General features: G+C 64.4%; 20 protein-coding genes. 10 read left to right on the top strand and 10 right to left on the bottom strand.

Features of this window, described 5'->3' with window-relative positions:
• The first annotated feature begins 8 nt into the window (after positions 1-8).
• Both QP934_RS05340 and QP934_RS05335 read left to right on the top strand, forming a co-directional pair.
• Positions 9-623, top strand: coding sequence for a carbonic anhydrase (locus tag QP934_RS05340; RefSeq protein ID WP_419126987.1), 615 nt, complete (start codon positions 9-11; stop codon positions 621-623).
• Positions 624-687: 64 nt separating this feature from the next.
• Positions 688-1,392, top strand: a complete 705-nt coding sequence (locus QP934_RS05335; RefSeq protein WP_419126986.1) for a hypothetical protein — start codon at positions 688-690, stop codon at positions 1,390-1,392.
• Between the two features lie 3 nt (positions 1,393-1,395).
• On the opposite strand, the gene radA is transcribed toward QP934_RS05335, so the two are convergent.
• The gene (gene radA / locus QP934_RS05330) at positions 1,396-2,766 is read right to left on the bottom strand and encodes a DNA repair protein RadA (RefSeq protein WP_419126985.1); all 1,371 of its coding nucleotides are present in this window, start codon (positions 2,764-2,766) and stop codon (positions 1,396-1,398) included.
• Positions 2,767-2,835: 69 nt separating this feature from the next.
• Complete coding sequence (locus QP934_RS05325; protein WP_419126984.1) at positions 2,836-3,420, bottom strand: hypothetical protein; 585 nt, start codon at positions 3,418-3,420, stop codon at positions 2,836-2,838.
• Between the two features lie 191 nt (positions 3,421-3,611).
• On the opposite strand from QP934_RS05325, the gene QP934_RS05320 reads away from it, so the two are divergent.
• From QP934_RS05320 to rlmB, 7 genes are all read left to right on the top strand, one after another.
• The gene (locus tag QP934_RS05320) at positions 3,612-4,196 is read left to right on the top strand and encodes a CarD family transcriptional regulator (RefSeq protein ID WP_005325718.1); all 585 of its coding nucleotides are present in this window, start codon (positions 3,612-3,614) and stop codon (positions 4,194-4,196) included.
• Entirely contained in the window at positions 4,168-4,917 is a 750-nt protein-coding gene (gene ispD, locus QP934_RS05315; protein ID WP_419126983.1) for a 2-C-methyl-D-erythritol 4-phosphate cytidylyltransferase, read from the top strand. The genes QP934_RS05320 and ispD overlap by 29 nt, the downstream gene beginning before the upstream one ends.
• Positions 4,910-5,392: a 2-C-methyl-D-erythritol 2,4-cyclodiphosphate synthase gene (gene ispF, locus QP934_RS05310; protein ID WP_198492058.1), complete on the top strand. Its 483-nt coding sequence runs from the start codon at positions 4,910-4,912 to the stop codon at positions 5,390-5,392. The genes ispD and ispF overlap by 8 nt, the downstream gene beginning before the upstream one ends.
• A 95-nt stretch (positions 5,393-5,487) precedes the next feature.
• Positions 5,488-5,628: a hypothetical protein gene (locus QP934_RS05305; RefSeq protein WP_161798931.1), complete on the top strand. Its 141-nt coding sequence runs from the start codon at positions 5,488-5,490 to the stop codon at positions 5,626-5,628.
• A 15-nt stretch (positions 5,629-5,643) separates the two neighbouring features.
• Complete coding sequence (locus QP934_RS05300) at positions 5,644-6,246, top strand: hypothetical protein (protein WP_419126982.1); 603 nt, start codon at positions 5,644-5,646, stop codon at positions 6,244-6,246.
• 45 nt (positions 6,247-6,291) lie between these two features.
• Positions 6,292-7,680 carry a cysteine--tRNA ligase gene (gene cysS, locus QP934_RS05295; protein WP_419126981.1) on the top strand — a complete coding sequence of 463 codons (1,389 nt, stop codon included), beginning with the start codon at positions 6,292-6,294 and terminating at the stop codon, positions 7,678-7,680.
• A gap of 22 nt (positions 7,681-7,702) precedes the next feature.
• Positions 7,703-8,650: a 23S rRNA (guanosine(2251)-2'-O)-methyltransferase RlmB gene (gene rlmB, locus QP934_RS05290; RefSeq protein WP_419126980.1), complete on the top strand. Its 948-nt coding sequence runs from the start codon at positions 7,703-7,705 to the stop codon at positions 8,648-8,650.
• Between the two features lie 3 nt (positions 8,651-8,653).
• Here the strand turns inward: rlmB and QP934_RS05285 are convergent, their stop codons facing one another.
• The 5 genes from QP934_RS05285 to QP934_RS05265 all read right to left on the bottom strand — a co-directional run bounded on the left by QP934_RS05285 (position 8,654) and on the right by QP934_RS05265 (position 13,164).
• Positions 8,654-9,664 carry an HNH endonuclease signature motif containing protein gene (locus tag QP934_RS05285; RefSeq protein WP_419126979.1) on the bottom strand — a complete coding sequence of 337 codons (1,011 nt, stop codon included), beginning with the start codon at positions 9,662-9,664 and terminating at the stop codon, positions 8,654-8,656.
• A 63-nt stretch (positions 9,665-9,727) separates the two neighbouring features.
• Positions 9,728-10,564, bottom strand: coding sequence for a hypothetical protein (locus QP934_RS05280; protein ID WP_340419063.1), 837 nt, complete (start codon positions 10,562-10,564; stop codon positions 9,728-9,730).
• 11 nt (positions 10,565-10,575) lie between these two features.
• The gene (locus QP934_RS05275; protein WP_419126978.1) at positions 10,576-11,490 is read right to left on the bottom strand and encodes a metal ABC transporter permease; all 915 of its coding nucleotides are present in this window, start codon (positions 11,488-11,490) and stop codon (positions 10,576-10,578) included.
• Positions 11,468-12,169 carry a metal ABC transporter ATP-binding protein gene (locus QP934_RS05270; protein WP_337888662.1) on the bottom strand — a complete coding sequence of 234 codons (702 nt, stop codon included), beginning with the start codon at positions 12,167-12,169 and terminating at the stop codon, positions 11,468-11,470. The genes QP934_RS05275 and QP934_RS05270 overlap by 23 nt, the downstream gene beginning before the upstream one ends.
• The gene (locus tag QP934_RS05265; protein ID WP_419126977.1) at positions 12,169-13,164 is read right to left on the bottom strand and encodes a metal ABC transporter solute-binding protein, Zn/Mn family; all 996 of its coding nucleotides are present in this window, start codon (positions 13,162-13,164) and stop codon (positions 12,169-12,171) included. The genes QP934_RS05270 and QP934_RS05265 overlap by 1 nt, the downstream gene beginning before the upstream one ends.
• Before the next feature lie 50 nt (positions 13,165-13,214).
• Here QP934_RS05265 and QP934_RS05260 point away from each other — a divergent pair, with 50 nt between their 5' ends.
• Positions 13,215-14,312, top strand: a complete 1,098-nt coding sequence (locus QP934_RS05260) for a LacI family DNA-binding transcriptional regulator (protein ID WP_337887608.1) — start codon at positions 13,215-13,217, stop codon at positions 14,310-14,312.
• A 25-nt stretch (positions 14,313-14,337) separates the two neighbouring features.
• On the opposite strand, the gene otsB is transcribed toward QP934_RS05260, so the two are convergent.
• From otsB to QP934_RS05245, 3 genes are read right to left on the bottom strand one after another with little or no spacing between them, the layout of a single operon-like run.
• Positions 14,338-15,120, bottom strand: coding sequence for a trehalose-phosphatase (gene otsB / locus QP934_RS05255; RefSeq protein WP_340419066.1), 783 nt, complete (start codon positions 15,118-15,120; stop codon positions 14,338-14,340).
• Between the two features lie 18 nt (positions 15,121-15,138).
• Complete coding sequence (locus QP934_RS05250; protein WP_198492049.1) at positions 15,139-15,660, bottom strand: hypothetical protein; 522 nt, start codon at positions 15,658-15,660, stop codon at positions 15,139-15,141.
• A complete protein-coding gene (locus QP934_RS05245; protein ID WP_340419067.1) occupies positions 15,657-17,099 on the bottom strand; it encodes a trehalose-6-phosphate synthase in 1,443 nt (480 codons plus the stop codon). The genes QP934_RS05250 and QP934_RS05245 overlap by 4 nt, the downstream gene beginning before the upstream one ends.
• Between the last annotated feature and the right edge of the window lie 85 nt (positions 17,100-17,184).

The following is a 17,184-nucleotide window of genomic DNA, read 5'->3' as shown; positions in this document are numbered from 1 at the left end:
TGTGGCCTATGCCTTTACGTAATGTTGCCCACGAACCGCAGGCCGTATGGGAGGCCCTTAAGGCGGGAAATCAGCGCGTGCTGGACGGCGAGACCGTCGACGTGCGCGAGATTTATAACCGCGAGGGTCTAACCCACGGCCAGGATCCCCGCGTGGTGGTCATTTCCTGTTCCGATTCCCGCGCCCCTATCGAGCACGTTTTCAATATCGGCTTCGGCGATGCCTTTGTCATCCGCACCGCGGGCCACATTCTTGACGACGCCGTCGTAGCCTCCCTCGACTACGCCCTCGCCGCCCTCAAACCCAACCTGCTGGTGGTCCTCGGCCATCAATCTTGTGGCGCGGTGGGCGCGGCTACCGGTTTCGTGGCCGGCGGCGATCTACCCACCGGCCTGCAGCGACCCATTATCGAGAAGGTCGCCGCCTCCGCCCTGGTGGCAGGTCCTAAGGCCACGACTGACGACGTCGAGCGGGAACACACCCGCCAGACCGTCGCCCAGCTGGTGGCCAGCGTGCCCAACGTGCGCCGCCTATTGGACGAGGGCGCCTTGGGCGTTGTCGGCGCGCGCTACCTGCTGGAGGACTCCAGCGTGGAAACCCTGCAGACCTTCGGGGTGGAATAACCCAGCCTGACACGCGGCGCCGGCTTAGCGCACCGGCCCGCACCCACCGCTTAAAATTGACAGCGTGACGCAGAAAAAGCCCCTACCTGAAGAGATCTACAAGCGCCGCCGCGTGGCGGCGCTCATCATCGTGCTCGTGCTGGCCGTGGTGCTGATCTGGGCGGCCGTGGCCGCCTTCGGGGGCAGCAGCGATGAGTCGGCCGATACCGCCGCCCCTGCGCCCACGCCGGAGCAGACCTCGTCTTCTGCCGCCCCGGAGACCTCCGAGGCTGCCTCGGAGACGGCTGCAGACGCCGCGTCCGAGGGGGCATCGGAAAGCAAGGCGGCCGAAAGTGAGCCGTCGAGCGCTGCGCCTGCAAGCTCCGAAGCAGCCAAGAAGACCTGCGATCTCGCGGACCTCCAGGTGCGCACCTCCATGCTGAACTACTCCGTGCCGGAAGGCGAGCTGCCGAAGTTCTTTATGACGGTCACCAACCCCACGGCCGCGGACTGCAAGATCGACCTAGACAAGAACCTGCTGCGCTTCGAGGTCTATAAGATGGCCGACAACGAGCGCGTGTGGTCCGATACGGATTGCTATGCCTCCGTGCAGACCGGCTCGCAGACTTTCCCGGCCGGCAGGGACGTGAAATTCGAGGCCGAGTGGTCCCGCCAGGCTTCCAAGCCGGGCGAGTGTACCGACCGCCCCGTGGCCGAACCTGGGGCCTACTTCGCCCACACCGTCATCGGCGATAACTCCTCCCCGCCGCAGGACTTCACCCTGCGCTAGGCGCTACCCCGACACCGCGGCGATGGCTTGCCCCAGCGTCGCCACTTGGCGCACCTGCATGCCTTCGACCGGCTCGATATCCCCGCGTGGGACAATCGCGTTCTTATAGCCCAGCCGCGCGGCCTCCATCAAGCGCCGCTCCACATTGGGCACCGGCCGCAACTCTCCGGCCAGGCCCACCTCGCCGATGACCACCGTCTTGGCCGGCAGCGGCTGCTCGTGCAGCGAGGACCACGTTGCCAGCGCCACCGCCAGATCCGTGGCGGTTTCCGTAATCCGCATGCCACCCACCGTGGCGACATAAGCATCCTTATCGTTGGTGCGTTGGCCCGCGCGCGCCTGCAGCACCGCGAGCACCATCGGCACGCGGTTGGAATCTAGCCCGGTCACCACGCGCCGTGGGTTCTTCGCCACTGGGTCCACGGTGAGCGCCTGCACCTCCGCCAGGATCGGCCGCACGCCGTCCATCGCGACCGTCACGGCCGAGCCATCCGGCGTCGTGCCGCGGTGCGAAAGGAAGAGCCCTGAGGGGTCTGCAACTTCCCGAATGCCGCCGGCCGTCTGCTCAAAGCAGCCCACCTCGTCGGTGGCGCCAAAGCGATTCTTAATACCGCGCAGCATACGCAGGCTGGATTGGCGGTCGCCCTCGAAGTTTAAGACGACGTCGACAAGATGCTCCAACACGCGCGGGCCGGCCACGTTGCCATCCTTGGTCACGTGGCCTACCAGCAGCACCGGAATGCCGGTGGACTTCGCCAGGGAGGTCAACGCGGCTGTCACCGCGCGCGATTGCGCCACGCCACCGGATACGCCCTCTACGCCCACGGCGTGCATGGTCTGCACCGAATCGACGATGATGAGGCTCGGCTTGAGCTTATCCACGTGCCCAAAGACCGCATCCAAGTTGGACTCGGCCGCCAAGTACAGCGATTCCTGGAGGGCGCCGGTGCGTTCGGCGCGGGAGCGGACCTGGCCGGCGGATTCCTCGGCCGTCGCATAGAGCACGGTACGGCCGAGCTGGGCCCACCGCGAGGCTACTTCCAGCAGCAGCGTGGATTTGCCCACGCCCGGCTCGCCGGCCATGAGCACCACTGAGCCGGGCACGATGCCAGTTCCTAGCACACGGTCGAGCTCGCCGATGCCGGTGCGCACCGTCTTTGTCGCCTGCGCCCCAATCTTGGTAATCGGCTGCGCCGGGCTCGACGGCGCTACGCCCTTGCTTGCCGACGCCCCCGCAGTCCCCGGCCCCGCCACCACCGGCGCCCTTTCCTCCAACGTGCCCCAGGACCCGCAGTCGGGGCAGCGCCCCAGCCACTTCGGCGAGACGTAGCCGCATTCGGAACAGGTATGGATGGGGCGAGATTTCTTGGCCATAGCTTCTAGCCTAAAACACATAAACGCCCCCAGCCCGGAAAGGGAGGCTGGGGGCGGAAGCGCTGCGGCTTAGTTCTTCGGGGTCTCGGAGTAGCCCTCAGCGGACTCGACGTCGCGGTCGAATTCGCCGGACTGCATCTGGGTGGCGGCAATGGTGGCGTCCACGTCGACGGAACCATTGGAGAACTCGAAGGTAACTGGGCGGTCGCCGGCATAGCCAAAGTCATCGTTTTTCAGCTTGGTGGCGATGTACTGGACGCTCTCGGAATCCTGCTGGGTGGTGGCGTCCAAGTTCTTCTGGGAATCCGCGATGATGGACTGGTCGCGGTGCAGCGGCTGAGCCTTGTCCATCTCTACGCGCTGGCCGTCGACCTTTACGGACTCCAAGGAGACGACGTCGGTGTCATAGCCCTGGTTGACCGCGCTAAACTTCAACGCTGCGCTGCCATCCGGCTCCACCAAGATGGTGACATCGCGAACAGCAACCTTGTTATCATCCGTGCTTGCAGAAGCGCCATCGACCGCAGCCACCTTATCGGCGGTCTGGGTGACCTGACCCGCCGAGCAAGAAGCCAGCGCCAGAGCGGAGACGGCGGTAACGGAAATAATGGCACCGCGGCGGGCGGCGGACTTCAGGGACTGCACGTTGAGCATCCTCCATCAATTGCGATCACAGGGCTTGTCAACGCTTTAGCCTAGTCCCTTTCGCATTAAAGTACACAGTTTGTCCCAAACCGGGCGGGTAGACCGTGGGGGTATACGGGGGTATCCGCAGGCGGGGCGGCCGCTCGTGATAAAATGACGGCCTTAGTCAACCGGGATAAAACGGGAAACAAGGAGTGGCAATGGAGTATAAGGTCGGCGAGGTCGTCGTCTACCCGCACCACGGTGCGGCCGTCATCGAGGATATCGAGACCCGCGAGATGGGTGGCGAGACGCTGGAATACCTGGTGCTACACATCAACCAGTCCGACCTAGTCGTCCGCGTGCCCATCAAGAACGCCGATAACGTCGGCGTGCGCGACGTCGTGGGCAAGGAGGGCCTGGAAAAGGTCTTTTCCGTGCTGCGTGACGAGGACGTTGAAGAGGCTGGCAACTGGTCCCGCCGTTATAAGGCTAACCAGGAGCGCTTGGCCTCCGGCGATATCAATAAGGTCGCCGAGGTCGTTCGCGACCTGTGGCGTCGCGACCAGGACCGTGGCCTCTCGGCCGGCGAGAAGCGCATGCTGGGCAAGGCCCGCACCATCCTGGTGGGCGAGCTCGCGCTGGCCAAGCCGGTTGATGAGAAGAAGGCCGACACCATGATGGAAGAGATCGATGCCACCATCGAGCGCCACCGCGCGGCCGGATTGGTAGACGATAAGTCCATCACCACCGATATCGACAACGACATCGATCTCGATGACCTCTCCTTCGACGACGAAGACTAAACCGCGCGTCATCGCGCTCATCGCGGCCGCCGGCCAGGGCACCCGCCTCGGTGCTGAGGTGCCCAAGGCTTATGTCGAGCTGCGCGGGCGCACCCTCCTCGAGCGCTCCGTGCGCGCGCTGCTGGCCTCCAGCGTAGTCGATGAGGTTATTGTGCTGGTCAGCCCAGACATGGAGCCCGAGGCCGCCCGCATAATCGGCCGCATCGACACCGCAGGCGCAAAAAGCGCTACAAACGCCGCGCCTATCCGCCTCGTGCACGGCGGCAGCGAGCGCGCCGATTCCGTGTGGGCCGGACTCCAGGCAATCCCCGACGATGACGCCGTGGTACTCATCCACGATGCGGCCCGGGCGCTGACCCCGCCGGCGATGGTGCGGGACGTCGCCAAGCGTGTGCTCGAAGGCGCCCCCGCGGCCGTGCCCGTGGTTCCCGTGGCCGATACCATCAAGGAAGTCGCGGCCGACGCCGTGGTGAGCACGCCCGACCGCTCCCGCCTGCGCGCCGTACAAACCCCGCAGGCCTTCCGCCTGTCCGCGCTGCGCCAGGCCAACCTCGATTATTGGGCCCAGCAGCCCGAATTTACCGCCACGGATGACGCCAGCCTCATGGAATGGCACGGCGAGCGCGTAGCGACCGTGCCGGGCGATACCCTGGCGTTCAAAATCACCACGCCCATCGATCTCACCCTGGCCCACGCCCTGACCGAGGAGACCCATGACTAACCCGATTATCCCGCGCGTTGGCATCGCCACCGACGCCCACCAGATCGAGGCCGGCAAGGACTGCTGGATCGCCGGCCTGCTCTTCGAGGACGTGGATGGCTGCGAGGGCCACTCCGATGGGGACGTGGTAGCGCACGCGCTTGTCGACGCCCTCTTATCCGCCTCCCACCTCGGCGACCTCGGCTCTTTCGTGGGCGTCGGCCGGCCCGAATACGACGGCGTATCCGGAGCGAAACTGCTGCGCGAATGCCGGGAATTGCTCGAATCCGAAGGGTTCATCATCGGCAATGCCGCCGCGCAGCTTATCGGCCAAACCCCCAAAATGGGCCCGCGCCGCGCAGAGGCCGAGGCTGTGTTGGGCGAGATCCTCGGTGCCCCCGTGTCCGTCTCTGCCACGACGACGGACCACCTAGGTTTCACCGGCCGTAAGGAGGGCCGTGCGGCGGTTGCCACGGCCGTCGTCTGGCGCGCCTAGCCTCAGCTGAAGTAAGGTCGTGGCAGGAGGATGGCATGACTTTGAAAATGCGTGTTACTGATACGCGGTCTTTGCGGAGGCGGCGCGAAGAACTAATGCATGTTTTTTGTGATGCCGCCGGTGGTCCGTTGACCACTGAGGAACTTAGCGATCTAGCTGCCGCTGGTCGTCTTTCCCCAGAAGAGCGCGGCCTCTATGACGAACTGCGTCGCGTCGAACTGCTTCTTGATAGCTAGAGTGGGCAGCTTCCCATGATGAGTCAGGTTCAACGGGAAACTGAGAAATTCTTTGACCACGTCTACAAATTGCACCTGCACGTCCCATTGGTCTATGGCGCTGGGGCTATGGAGCTTTCACGACTGGTGGAATTTAGCGTCCTATTTGAATCTGTCGTCCGGTTTCACACCACACCGTCACGAAACGGACGGGATTTGAGTATCAAGTCCAGCAAATTCGAACTTCGTGTTGGCACCGCGCCTGGAGTGAGGTTTGAATACGAGCGCGACAATAAGGGTGCGCCTACAGCTCACATTCATCATTCTGGCGTCGCAGGGTTATTGAGCCCCGCACTGATGAAGAATTTCTTTGGTATGAAAAATTCCCGAAAGAAAGGTCGGATCGAAGACATCCATTTTCCTGTCGGGGGCAGCCGGTTTAGAGTTTCGGTAGAGGAATATTCTTCATTCCTTTTTAAAGAGTGCGGATTTCATGCTCGTCCTGGTTGGGAGGGAGCGCTACACGCAAGCCGTCAGGAGTGGCTGGAGACACAGCTTGCTGCCGCAGTTGCTGATAACCCCTACGTAGCGGCCGCGACTCTGCGAAGCCTAGGTTTTGTGGTTGCTGATCCCAGCTAGGGCTAGTCAGCGACTCCAGTGCACGCGTCAATTAGACTGGGTGGCGTGAGTACTTTGCGCATTTATGACACAGCCACCCGCAGCCAACGCGATTTCGAGCCGATTCGCCCCGGCCACGCTTCCATCTATCTGTGCGGCGCCACCCCGCAGGCCCAGCCGCACATCGGGCACCTGCGCTCCGGCGTCGCCTTCGACATCCTGCGCCGCTGGCTGCTCGCCCAAGGCTATGACGTAGCCCTGGTGCGCAACGTCACTGATATCGATGACAAGATCCTCACCAAGGCGGCCGAGAATAATCGTCCCTGGTGGGAGTGGGTGTCCACCTATGAGCGCGAGTTCACTAAGGCCTATAACACCCTGGGCGTCATCCCGCCTTCGGTTGAGCCGCGTGCGACCGGCTTTGTCACCCAGATGGTCGACTATATGCAGCGGCTTATCGACGCCGGCTTTGCCTACCCCGCCGACGGCTCCGTCTACTTCGATGTCGCCGCCTGGACCAAGGCCGAAGGATCTGATTACGGTTCGCTGTCCGGCAACAAGGTAGAGGAAATGGAGCAGGGCGAAGGCGAGGATTCCGCCAAGCGCGGCGCACAGGACTTTGCCCTGTGGAAGGCCGCGAAGCCGGGCGAGCCCAGCTGGCCTACCCCGTGGGGCGACGGCCGCCCTGGCTGGCACCTAGAGTGCTCGGCCATGTCCACCTATTACTTGGGCTCTAATTTCGATATCCACTGCGGCGGCCTAGACCTGCAGTTCCCGCACCACGAGAACGAAATCGCGCAGTCGCATGCGGCCGGCGATAAGTTCGCCAACTACTGGATGCACAACCACTGGGTGACGATGTCGGGCGAGAAGATGTCGAAGTCGTTGGGCAACGTGCTCTCGATCCCGAATATGCTGGAGCTGGTGCGCCCGGTAGAGCTGCGCTACTACCTGGGCTCGGCACACTACCGCTCCGTGCTGGAGTATTCCGAGGCAGCGCTGACCGAGGCCGCCGCTGGCTACCGCCGCATCGAGGACTTCCTCGCTCACTTCGATGATCTAGAGCTGGGCGAGTGGACGCAGGGCTTTGCAGACGCGATGAATGATGACATCGGTGTGCCTAAAGCTTTGGCGGAAATCCACACCACCGTCCGAGCCGGTAATAAGGCGCTCGCGACCGGCAATGAGGCCGAGGCGCGCACGCTGGCTGGCCAGGTCCGCGCGATGGCGCACGTACTTGGCTTTGACCCGCTGGAGTGGGAAGATGGAGCGCAAGCTAGCGGGGCGGATGCCGCGCTGGATGCGCTGGTACAAGCTGAGCTGGAGCGGCGCACCCAGGCGCGCGCGGACAAGGACTTCGCTACTGCCGACGCCGTCCGAGACCGCCTCGCGGCCGCCGGCATCACCATCACCGATACCCCAGACGGCCCGACCTGGTCGCTGGCGCAGCGTTAAGCACTCCGAAAGGACATAAATTATGGCACGTACCCACGGCCGCGGTGGCGCGGGAATCCGCAAGACCAATAAGAAGGGCGCAACCAAGGGCTCCGGCGGCCAGCGCCGCAAGGGCTTGGCCGGTAAGGGCCCGACGCCCAAGGCAGAGGACCGCATCTACCACGCCAAGCACAAGGCCAAGTTGGAACGCGAGCGCCGCAATTCCGGCCGCCACCAGAAGGAGACCGCCGAGATGGTCGTGGGCCGTAACCCGGTCATCGAGTGTCTGCACGCAAAGGTGCCGGCTACCACGCTCTACATCGTGGCCGGTACCCGCAACGACAAGCGGCTGTCCGAGGCCGTGGCCATGTGCAATACCCGCAATATCCCCATCATCGAGGTGCAGCGCCACGAGATGGACCGCATGACCGGAAACGGCATGCACCAAGGCATCGGGTTGCAGATCCCGCCGTATAAGTACGCCGACGTCGATGAGCTCATCGCCCGTGCGGCCGAGAACGCACGCCCCGGCATGTTCGTCATCTTGGATAACATCACCGACCCGCGCAACCTCGGCGCGGTCATCCGCTCCGTGGCAGCCTTCGGTGGCGATGGCGTCATCATTCCTGAGCGCCGTTCCGCCTCCGTAACCGCCGTGGCGTGGCGTACCTCGGCCGGCACGGCGGCGCGCCTGCCGGTTGCCCGCGCGACGAATATCACCCGCGCCGTGCAGCAATTCCAAAAGAGTGGCTACCAGGTCGTCGGACTGGATGCCGGCGGCGAGCACACGCTGGATACTTATAACGGCGCGACGGATCCCGTGGTGATCGTCATTGGTTCCGAAGGCAAGGGCATCTCCCGCCTCGTGCGCGAGAATTGTGACGTCATCATGTCCATCCCGATGACGGACTGGGTCGAGTCCCTCAATGCTTCCGTCGCGGCCGGCTCCGTGCTCTCCGAATTCGCACGCCAGCGCCGCGCGGCCCAGTAGTCTCTAGCCGTTTTCCGCCCAGGGCGGCAGCCACTTAATGGTGCCATTTACCCGGGCTAGGCGGCCGCGTAGCGGCGGAGCGTTGGGGTCATCGTCGTTGACGCCATTGTGATACGGGCAGGCGATGGTGAGATTTTCGAGGTTTGTTTCGCCGCCGTGGCGCCACGCGGTGAGGTGGTGGACCTGGCACTCATCGGCGGGGCAGTTGCACTGCGGCCACGGGCAGGTGGGATTTTCCGCGGCGGCCATCGTGCGCTGCTTCGGCGAGGCGAGCCGCTCGCTGCGGTACAGGTTTACCGGGCCCTTCACGGGGTGGATCAAGGTGACGTAGCCGTGCGCGGTAAATGCGCGGCGCACCAAGTCCGCGCCGGTCATTCGGGCACCATTGGTGAGCTGCAGGGTGATGTCATCGCCCGCGGTGTCGACGACACGGTCGAGTTCGTCTAGACGCAGCACCACATTGGTGGTCACGACCGCCGGGGAAGTTGCGGCGGTGCCTTGGAAAATCTTGCGCACCGAATCGAGCGGGGCGTCCTTATCAAGCGCGGCGTGCATATCCGCGATGTCCGCAGATTTGCCGGTAATTGTCATGGTCCAGGGGCCATCGGCGCGACGATAGAGCTTGACACCGGGTGTGCGCTGCGGCGGGCCTTTAATCTCACGCACGCGCTTGCGCCCCTGCTTATCGACGTCCGACGCATCCCCCTTCATCCCACATAGCTCCCGCCGCAGCGCCCAGGCCTGGCGCTTATTTTTCAGCTTGGTGGCGTGGCGCTCGATGGCCAGCAGCGCGGTGAGGCTGTGCTCGTTGGTGCGGGCTGCGGCGGCGGTTTCGCGCTGGAGGCGGCTAAAGGCGGTGGGGCCGAAGTAGGTAGCGGCGAGGGCAAGGAGGCGGGCGGCGGTGGTGTCGGGGCAGCCGGCGTCGATAAGCGCGCGCTTAGTAAGGCCGTGGCAGTCGGCGATAATGTCCATGCCGGCGGCCAGGCCTGTCAAGAATTTCTGTAGCGCGTTCACGGCTCCACACGTTAAGTGCGGGTGCAAGCCGGCGCGCGGTGCGTTGGGTGCGGGTGTGGATAACTAGGCCTGGGCGTCGTCGAGGCCGAAGAACTCGCGAACCTTATCCACAGCGCGGAAGGAATCCGTATTTGGGCCTATGCGTGGGTCGGTTTTCATGCTAGAGGGAATCACGTGGCCGAGGCCCTTCATGGTCCACAGCTCGACGGGGAAATCGCCGTCGTATGCGGTGGCGGTGACATCCGCGGTGGGGTGGTAGTCGCGGGGTGGCTGGCAGGCATTGGCCAGTGCGAAGTGCTCGGCGGTGGCCGGCGCGGAAAGCACGCGGCCGCGGGTGCGCTCGGCGTCCAGCCCGGCGACCCCGCCCTCGTATGGCGCGTATGGGTCGGCGGTGCCGTGGAAAAACAGCAGCGGCGTGGGCCGGTAGCCGGCCGGGTTGCTGGGCGCGTGGTTATCGCCCTCGCCCAGGGTGGAGGCGAAGATGCAAGCGCGGGTGAGGCTAAAGGGGGCGTCGAAAAGCAAGCGGAGCACCATCTGCCCGCCGTTGGAGTAGCCGCAGGCAAAGGTACGGGCGGTGCCGAATTCGCGCCGCATCTCCTCGACGAGGAAGGCGGCGAAGGCAACGTCGTCCACGTTCTCCGCGCGGGCGGTGACGGGCAGGATGCTGCGGCAATCGTTGAAATGGCGGTCGACGCCGTCGGGGTAGACGAGGACGGTATTGGTGGCGTCGGCAAGCTTGTCGAAGGTGCCGTTAGTAAAGCGGCGCATCACGCTGCCGGACTGCAGCGAGCCGTGGAAGAAGAGCAAGAGGTCCGGGCGCGGGCCGGGGTTATCCGGCGCGATGACGAGGAAGCGGCGGGTGCGGCCATCCACATCCGCGGTGCGGCGGTGTACGTGCATAGCCGTCCAGTCTAGTCGGCGTGGTGCTCCTCGGCGGTGCTGTGGCAGTCGGCGTGGAAGCGCCTAGCGGCGACCTCGTCGCGCACCGCCTTTTTATTTCGCTGCCAGCCAATGAGGCGGCACACCAGGTAAATGACAAAAGAAATCGTGGTGACGAAAACCGAGACCGGCAGGCCGGGCGCGAGCGACAAGACAAAGCCGCCGACGGCCGAGACCTCAGCAAAGATGGTGGCCCACATGACCGCGCGCAGGGGCGAGGAGGTAATCTGCACGGCCGCCGCACCCGGGGTAATGAGCAGCGCCATGACGAGCAGCGAGCCGACGATTTGTACCGACTGTGCGGCTGCCAAGCCTACGAGTACGGCGAAGGCGACGGATATGAAGCGGGTGGGCACGCCGGCCGCTTGGGCCATGACCGGGTCGGCCGAGGCGAAGAGCATGGGCCGCCATAGGATGGCGACGGCGGCGAGGATGATTACGGTGGTTGCGGCCAGAAGCCAGACCGAGGCGGAAGATACGCCGACGATCTGGCCGGTCAAAAGCGTCATCGCGGTATTCGCGTTTCCAGGGTAGAGGTGCAAAAACAGGACCGAGAGGCCTAAGCCAAAGCTCATGACCACGCCGATGGCGCTGTCTTGCTGGCCCTTAAAGCCCAGCACGGCGAGGATAATGGCGGCGACGATGGCACCGGCCACGGCGCCAAAGCCTAGGTTGAGACCGAAGAGAAGCGCGGCCGAGGCACCCATGAGCGCGAGTTCGGAGGTGGCGTGGACGGAAAAAGACATCTGGCGTAGCACGATGAGCGAGGTCATCACGCCGGACAGGATGCCCAGCAGTGCGGAGGCGATGAGCGAGGATTGCACAAAATCCACGCTGAGAAGGTACTGGGTGTCTTCCATAAAGCTAGACAACGATAAGCCTCCCATCGACGTTTAGAACGTTGACCTTGGAACCGTAGAGCTCGGAAAGGACATCGGAGCGCATGACCTCATCCACCGTGCCGAAGGTATGGCCGCCAGGGGCGAGGTAGAGCACCTTATCGGTCACCCCGAGTACGGGGTTGATGCCATGGGTGACAAAGATAATGGAAGTGCCACGCTCGCGGCGCAGCGCATCCAGCTTGTCCACGGTGTCTTGCTGGCGCGCCGGGTCGAGCGAGAGCAGCGGCTCATCGGCGAGGATGAGCTCGGGGTCATTGGCCAGCGCTTGGGCTTGGCGGATGAGCTGCTGCTGGCCGCCGGAAAGCTGGCCGACGCGGCGGTCGCGTAGGCCAGTGGCGCCCACCTCGGCGAGGAGCTCGTCGACGCGGCGGCGGGGCGGGCGGCGGCGTCGGAAAGCGCCGTGTGCCAGTGAGAGCGAGACTAAGTCGCGGGCGCGCAGGGGCAAGTCGGCCGGGAACATGCGCTGCTGTGGGATGAAGCCCACGCGGCAGTTAACGTCGACGCTGCCGGCCGTGAGCTTGCGGGTGCCCAAGATGGTGCCGAGCAGGGTGGATTTGCCCACGCCATTGGGGCCCAAAACGGCGATAAACTCGCCGCGGTCAACGGCGAGGTTAAGGCTGGACCACAGCGGGGCAACCGCTGCGTCATGAAAATGGATGAGCACTAGAGCTGCCCCAGGGAATCGGTGACCTCGTCATAGTAGGTCCAGAATTCTTTGCCATCCGGCGGGGTCTCGCCGATTTCGACGATAGAGACGTCCGCATCCTCCGCGGCGGACTTGATGCGGCCGGCGGTATCGGTTTCGGTCTGTGGGTTAAAGATAAGCAGGTCTACCTTGTCCTCTTTAATCGCCTTGGTGAAGGCGGCGAGGTCGGCCGCGGTGGGCTCGCCCTCGGAGATGGTGGCCTTGCGGTAGCCCTCAGGGGTGACGTCCTTGCCGGAGGTGTACTTCATGATGTAATCCGCAATCGGCTCGGTCTGCGCGTAGGAGAGGTCGCCCGGCAGCTCCTTGAGCTTGTCGCGCAGGCGGTCGACGTGGGAATCCACGCGCTCGGTGCTGGCATTAGCATCGGTATTGAGCTCGTTGATCTGGTCAGCGATATTTCCTGCGACCTCGTCAAGCGCCGCTGGGTCGTACCAGATGTGCTCGTTGCCCTCGATGTTGGTGACCTTCTCCGGGTCCTTCTTGGCGGTGGCCTTGGCGGCGTCGATGGTCACGACATTGGGGTCATCGGCCAGCTTGCCGTGGTCGGTGAGCGGCAGGGCGGAGATGATGTTGTCCTGGTCGGAGACGGCCTGGTAAATCCAGGAATCGTAGCCGCCGCCGTTGACCACGAGCAGGTCCGCGTCCTCGGCCTTGGCGATATCGGCCGCGGAAGGCTCGAAGTGGTGCGGGTCGACGCCGTTGCCTTCGACGATGGGCTTGACCTCGATGTCCACGCCGGAGGCAGTATCGGCCACGGCTTGGGCGACGTCGGCCCAGATGGAGGTGGACGCGACGATGGAGATTTTCTTCTGGGCGCCCGGCTCGGCGGCCGAGTCCTCGGAGTCGGAAGAGCAGGCGGTGGCGGTCAGCAAGAGGCCACCGGCCGCGAGGAGGGCTGCGGATGCGCGAAGTGAGGTATGCATAGTTTCCAGTGTGCGTTTGATGGGAACCATTGTCAATTGAATATGTATTGAAAATACGGCCGCGGGGTATGCTGGCGGTCATGGTGAAACGCAGCCCCACCCGCAAGACGCTGGCCTCGCTGGCCGCCGAGCTGGGTGTTTCGCGCACGACGGTATCCAATGCCTATAGTCGACCGGATCAGCTTTCGACCGCAACGCGCGAGCGCATCCTGGCGGCGGCGAAGGCGCGCGGGTACCCGGGGCCGGACCCCACGGCCCGCAGCCTGCGCACCCGTCGCGCGGGCTCGGTGGGCGTGCTGCTGACCGAGCACCTCTCTTATGCCTTCGAGGATATGGCCTCGGTGGATTTCTTGGCTGGAATGGCAGAGGCCTCGGCCGGCGCGCAGACCACGCTCACCCTCATCCCGGCCGGACCGGAGGGCGAGGCGGAGGCGGCCAGCCTGGTGGGCTCGGCCGCGGTGGATGGCTTTGTGGTCTATTCTGTGGCGGCGGGGGATGCCTACTTGGAGGCGGCGCGCGGCCGCGGCCTGCCGGTGGTGGTCTGCGATCAGCCAACGGATTCGGGCCTGCCGTTCGTAGGTATCGATGACCGCGCGGCGATTGCCCCGGCCGCCCGCGCGCTGGTGGAGGCCGGCCACCGCAAGATTGGCGTGCTGGCGATTCGCCTCAAACGCGAGCGCCACGATGGCCCCATTTCGTGGGGTGAGCTACAGGGCGCCGATATGCACGTGCAGCGCGCCCGAGTCATGGGGGCCATGGACGTCTTTGCGCGGGCGGGCATCGCGCCGGAGACCGTGCCCGTGGTCACCCAGCACATCAACGATGCGCACACCACGCGGGCGGCCGCGCAGTTGCTTCTCGACGCCCACCCCGATCTCACCGCCGTCCTGTGCACCACCGACTCGATGGCGCTGGGTGTGATGACCTATGCGCGCGAGCGGGGCATCGACATTCCCGGTGAGCTATCCGTTACCGGCTTCGACGGCATTGATGCGGCGCAACGCCTTGGCTTGACGACGATCGTCCAACCCAATAAAGCCAAAGGCGCGGCCGCCGGCCACATGCTCGCTAAGCTCATCGCCGGCGCCGAGGGTTCGGACGCGAGCGAAACTGCGGTGCTACGGCGCGTGCTGCAGACCAGCTTCGCGGCGGGGCGGACGGTGGCGCCGCCGCGCTAGGAGCGCTGTACTCCACAGCGCTGTGCTAGGCTGCGCCGCCGTTGTTGGGACGGCCGACATGGGCCGCGCGGGCGGCGGCGAGTACGGTGAGGAAGTGGGCGACGGCGTCGACGTCGGCAAGCTGCACTACGGCCGCCGTATCGCCCTCGCCGACCTTGACGCCGACGTCTGGTGGCTGGTGCAGGGCGCGGAAGCCATCCTCGTCGGTGACGTCATCGCCCAAGAAGACCACGGCGGTGGCTCCGGTGCGCTCGCGCAGGTTTTCAATCCACGCGCCCTTGGTGGCCTGGGTGGCGGAGAACTCCACGACGGACTTGCCGGCCGTGCGCGGGAAGCCGCCCGGATCGAGCGCGAGGCCGGCCTCATAAGCTTGGGCGGCAGCCTCTGGATCGGAATCCTCGAGCGCGCGCAGGTGCAACACGCGCTGGAAGGGCTTGACCTCGATATCCGCGCCGGGGAAGCGCTCCATGATCTCGCGAATCTCGGCTTCCTTGGTGGCGAGGTGCTCGCGCATCGCGGGGGTCAGATCTGTCTCCTCCCAGGAGGATTCGGCACCGTGGGAGCCGCCAAAGAGAACGGGCTCGCGCAGCGGGCACACGCGCTGGAGACCTTCGAGATGGCGGCCGGAGAGAACGGCCGCGGTGGTATTCGGCAGGTGGGCCAGTTTATCCAGGGCGCTCAGTGATTCCTGGTTCATTTCGACCTCATAGATAGCCGTGGCGAAGGGGGAGAGCGTGCCGTCGAAATCCGAGACCACCGCGAGGTGCTCGGCGGCGGCAAGGGCCTTGATGGTGGTTGAAAGCGTCATGGCTTCCAGCCTACGCAACTAACCGCCGAGGGAAACCAGCTTGATAGAGGGCGAGTCCACCTCATCTGTCACCAGTTCCAAGACCAGCTGGTTATTGGAATTGACGGTGTAGTGGAAATCGTGGTCCGCGGAAATCAGGTTGCGTAGCAGGTTATCGGCCCACACGGACGCGCCGTGGCAATCTTCGGCGGTCTCGTCAAACTCCACCTCATCAAAGTGGAGGCGGTTGCCCTCCCGGATGTTTTGGCGCTCATCATCGGCGGAATAGATCACCTTGCCCACCATTTGGGCGCACCCGGTGGTGCCCACCATCGTGGATTCACCAAAACTCAACGTGGGTGCCTGCGGAATGGACTCCGGGATGGTGGAGGCCGCATCCGGGGTGGTGTTGATGGAGACTACCTGCCACTGTTTGTCCAGGATCTGCTCATCGCCAGGGGCTTTCGGTTCCTCGTCGCTGGAGCCACAGCCGGCCAGTAGTGCGGCGGCACAGGTTGCGGCAATGGGCGCTGCGGCCAGGCGGGGAAAGCGAGACATCATGCGCCCGCCCCCTGTTCTTCGGCTTGGCGCAGGCAGCCCAGGAAGGACTGGGACCATAGCTGCACGTCGTGCTCGGTGACTTGCCGGTGCATGGTGAGCATGCGCTGGGTCATGGTGGAGGGGGCGTCGTCAAGCGCCTTGAGCGCATTGAGCAAGGCGGCCTTGACGGACTCGATATCGAAGGGATTGCACAGGTAGGCCTGGCTGAGCTCATCGGCCGCGCCGGCGAACTCGGAGAGCACCAGCGCGCCCGAGCCATCGTCGTGGCAGGCCACGTATTCCTTGGCCACCAGGTTCATACCGTCCTTGAAGGGGGTCACCAGCATGACATCGGCCATGCGGTAGTAGCAGCGCAGGAGGCTCTTGGCCACGCCCCGGTGCTGGTAGTGGACCACCGGGTGGCCCACACGGGCAAAGCGCCCGTTGATGCGGCCAACGGCTTCTTCCACCTTGGAGCGGGTGGCCTTGTAGTGGTCGAGGCGCTCGCGCGACGGCGTGGCTAGCTGCACCAGTGCTACCTCTTCCGGGTCGAGCACGCCGGTGTCCAGTAACTCCTCAAAGGCGGTCAGCCGCTGCAGGATGCCTTTGGTGTAATCGAGGCGATCCACGCCCAAGATGATGCGCTTGGGTGAGCCCAGTTCTTCGCGCAGCTTGGCGACGTCCCTTTCATCCTCCGCGGTGAATGCGGCAAAGTCCTTTGCGGCGATGGAAATGGGGAAGGCGCCCACGCCAATGGTGCGCCCCTGCGGCAGGCGAATATGCGCGGTGACCTCGCGGGTGCTGGCCTCGCCTTCCACGTTGAGGCCCTGGCGGCGGGCAAGCTCCAAGAAGTTGCGGGCATTGGCCTCCAAGTGGAAGCCAATGAGATCCGCGCCGAGCAAGCCGCGCACGAGCTCCTCGCGCCAGGGCAGCTGGCGGAAGAGATCGGCAGAAGGGAAGGGGATGTGCAGGAAGAATCCGATGGTGAGATCGGGGCGCTTCTGGCGCAGGATGCCAGGTAAAAGCTGCAGCTGGTAGTCCTGTACCCACACGGTGGCACCCTCGGCGGCGACTTCAGCTACTTCATCTGCAAAACGCAGGTTGACCTCGCGATAGGCGTGCCACCAATCGCGGTCATAGGTGGGGGTGACGATGAGATCGTGGTAGAGCGGCCACAGGGTGGCATTAGAAAAGCCCTCATAAAAGCCCTCGAAATCGGACTCGGTGAGCTTGACCGGGTGCAGCAGCACGCCGGCATCGGTGCGGAAAGGCTCTGGTGCGGCATCGGCCACACCGGGCCAGCCCACCCAGCAACCCTGTTGTGATTCGAGGACTGGAGACAATGCGGTGACCAGACCGCCCGGCGAGGGCGTCCAGGTATGGCTGCCATCAGGCCGAGTCTCCAGATCTACCGGCAGGCGGTTGGCCACCACCACGAAGTCATTGCCACGCTCACTCATGGTGCAAGAATAACTTAAGACTTCTTAGTGGACTTTTTCCTGTCTCTTATACACATCTACGAGCCCACGAGACCCTGACCACTAT

Source organism: Corynebacterium sp. MSK122 (assembly GCF_030229435.2).
GTDB lineage: Bacteria > Actinomycetota > Actinomycetes > Mycobacteriales > Mycobacteriaceae > Corynebacterium > Corynebacterium marquesiae.
This window is presented reverse-complemented; position numbering and strand designations above follow the sequence as displayed.

Coding starts and splice junctions, on each gene's coding strand:
- QP934_RS05340 (WP_419126987.1), top strand. CDS start 9: ATGCCTTTACGTAATGTTGCCCACGAACCGCAGGCCGTATGGGAGGCC.
- radA (WP_419126985.1), bottom strand. CDS start 2,766: ATGGCCAAGAAATCTCGCCCCATCCATACCTGTTCCGAATGCGGCTAC.
- QP934_RS05325 (WP_419126984.1), bottom strand. CDS start 3,420: ATGCTCAACGTGCAGTCCCTGAAGTCCGCCGCCCGCCGCGGTGCCATT.
- QP934_RS05320 (WP_005325718.1), top strand. CDS start 3,612: ATGGAGTATAAGGTCGGCGAGGTCGTCGTCTACCCGCACCACGGTGCG.
- ispD (WP_419126983.1), top strand. CDS start 4,168: ATGACCTCTCCTTCGACGACGAAGACTAAACCGCGCGTCATCGCGCTC.
- ispF (WP_198492058.1), top strand. CDS start 4,910: ATGACTAACCCGATTATCCCGCGCGTTGGCATCGCCACCGACGCCCAC.
- QP934_RS05305 (WP_161798931.1), top strand. CDS start 5,488: ATGCATGTTTTTTGTGATGCCGCCGGTGGTCCGTTGACCACTGAGGAA.
- QP934_RS05300 (WP_419126982.1), top strand. CDS start 5,644: ATGATGAGTCAGGTTCAACGGGAAACTGAGAAATTCTTTGACCACGTC.
- rlmB (WP_419126980.1), top strand. CDS start 7,703: ATGGCACGTACCCACGGCCGCGGTGGCGCGGGAATCCGCAAGACCAAT.
- QP934_RS05280 (WP_340419063.1), bottom strand. CDS start 10,564: ATGCACGTACACCGCCGCACCGCGGATGTGGATGGCCGCACCCGCCGC.
- QP934_RS05275 (WP_419126978.1), bottom strand. CDS start 11,490: ATGGGAGGCTTATCGTTGTCTAGCTTTATGGAAGACACCCAGTACCTT.
- QP934_RS05265 (WP_419126977.1), bottom strand. CDS start 13,164: ATGGTTCCCATCAAACGCACACTGGAAACTATGCATACCTCACTTCGC.
- QP934_RS05260 (WP_337887608.1), top strand. CDS start 13,215: ATGGTGAAACGCAGCCCCACCCGCAAGACGCTGGCCTCGCTGGCCGCC.
- otsB (WP_340419066.1), bottom strand. CDS start 15,120: ATGACGCTTTCAACCACCATCAAGGCCCTTGCCGCCGCCGAGCACCTC.
- QP934_RS05250 (WP_198492049.1), bottom strand. CDS start 15,660: ATGATGTCTCGCTTTCCCCGCCTGGCCGCAGCGCCCATTGCCGCAACC.
- QP934_RS05245 (WP_340419067.1), bottom strand. CDS start 17,099: ATGAGTGAGCGTGGCAATGACTTCGTGGTGGTGGCCAACCGCCTGCCG.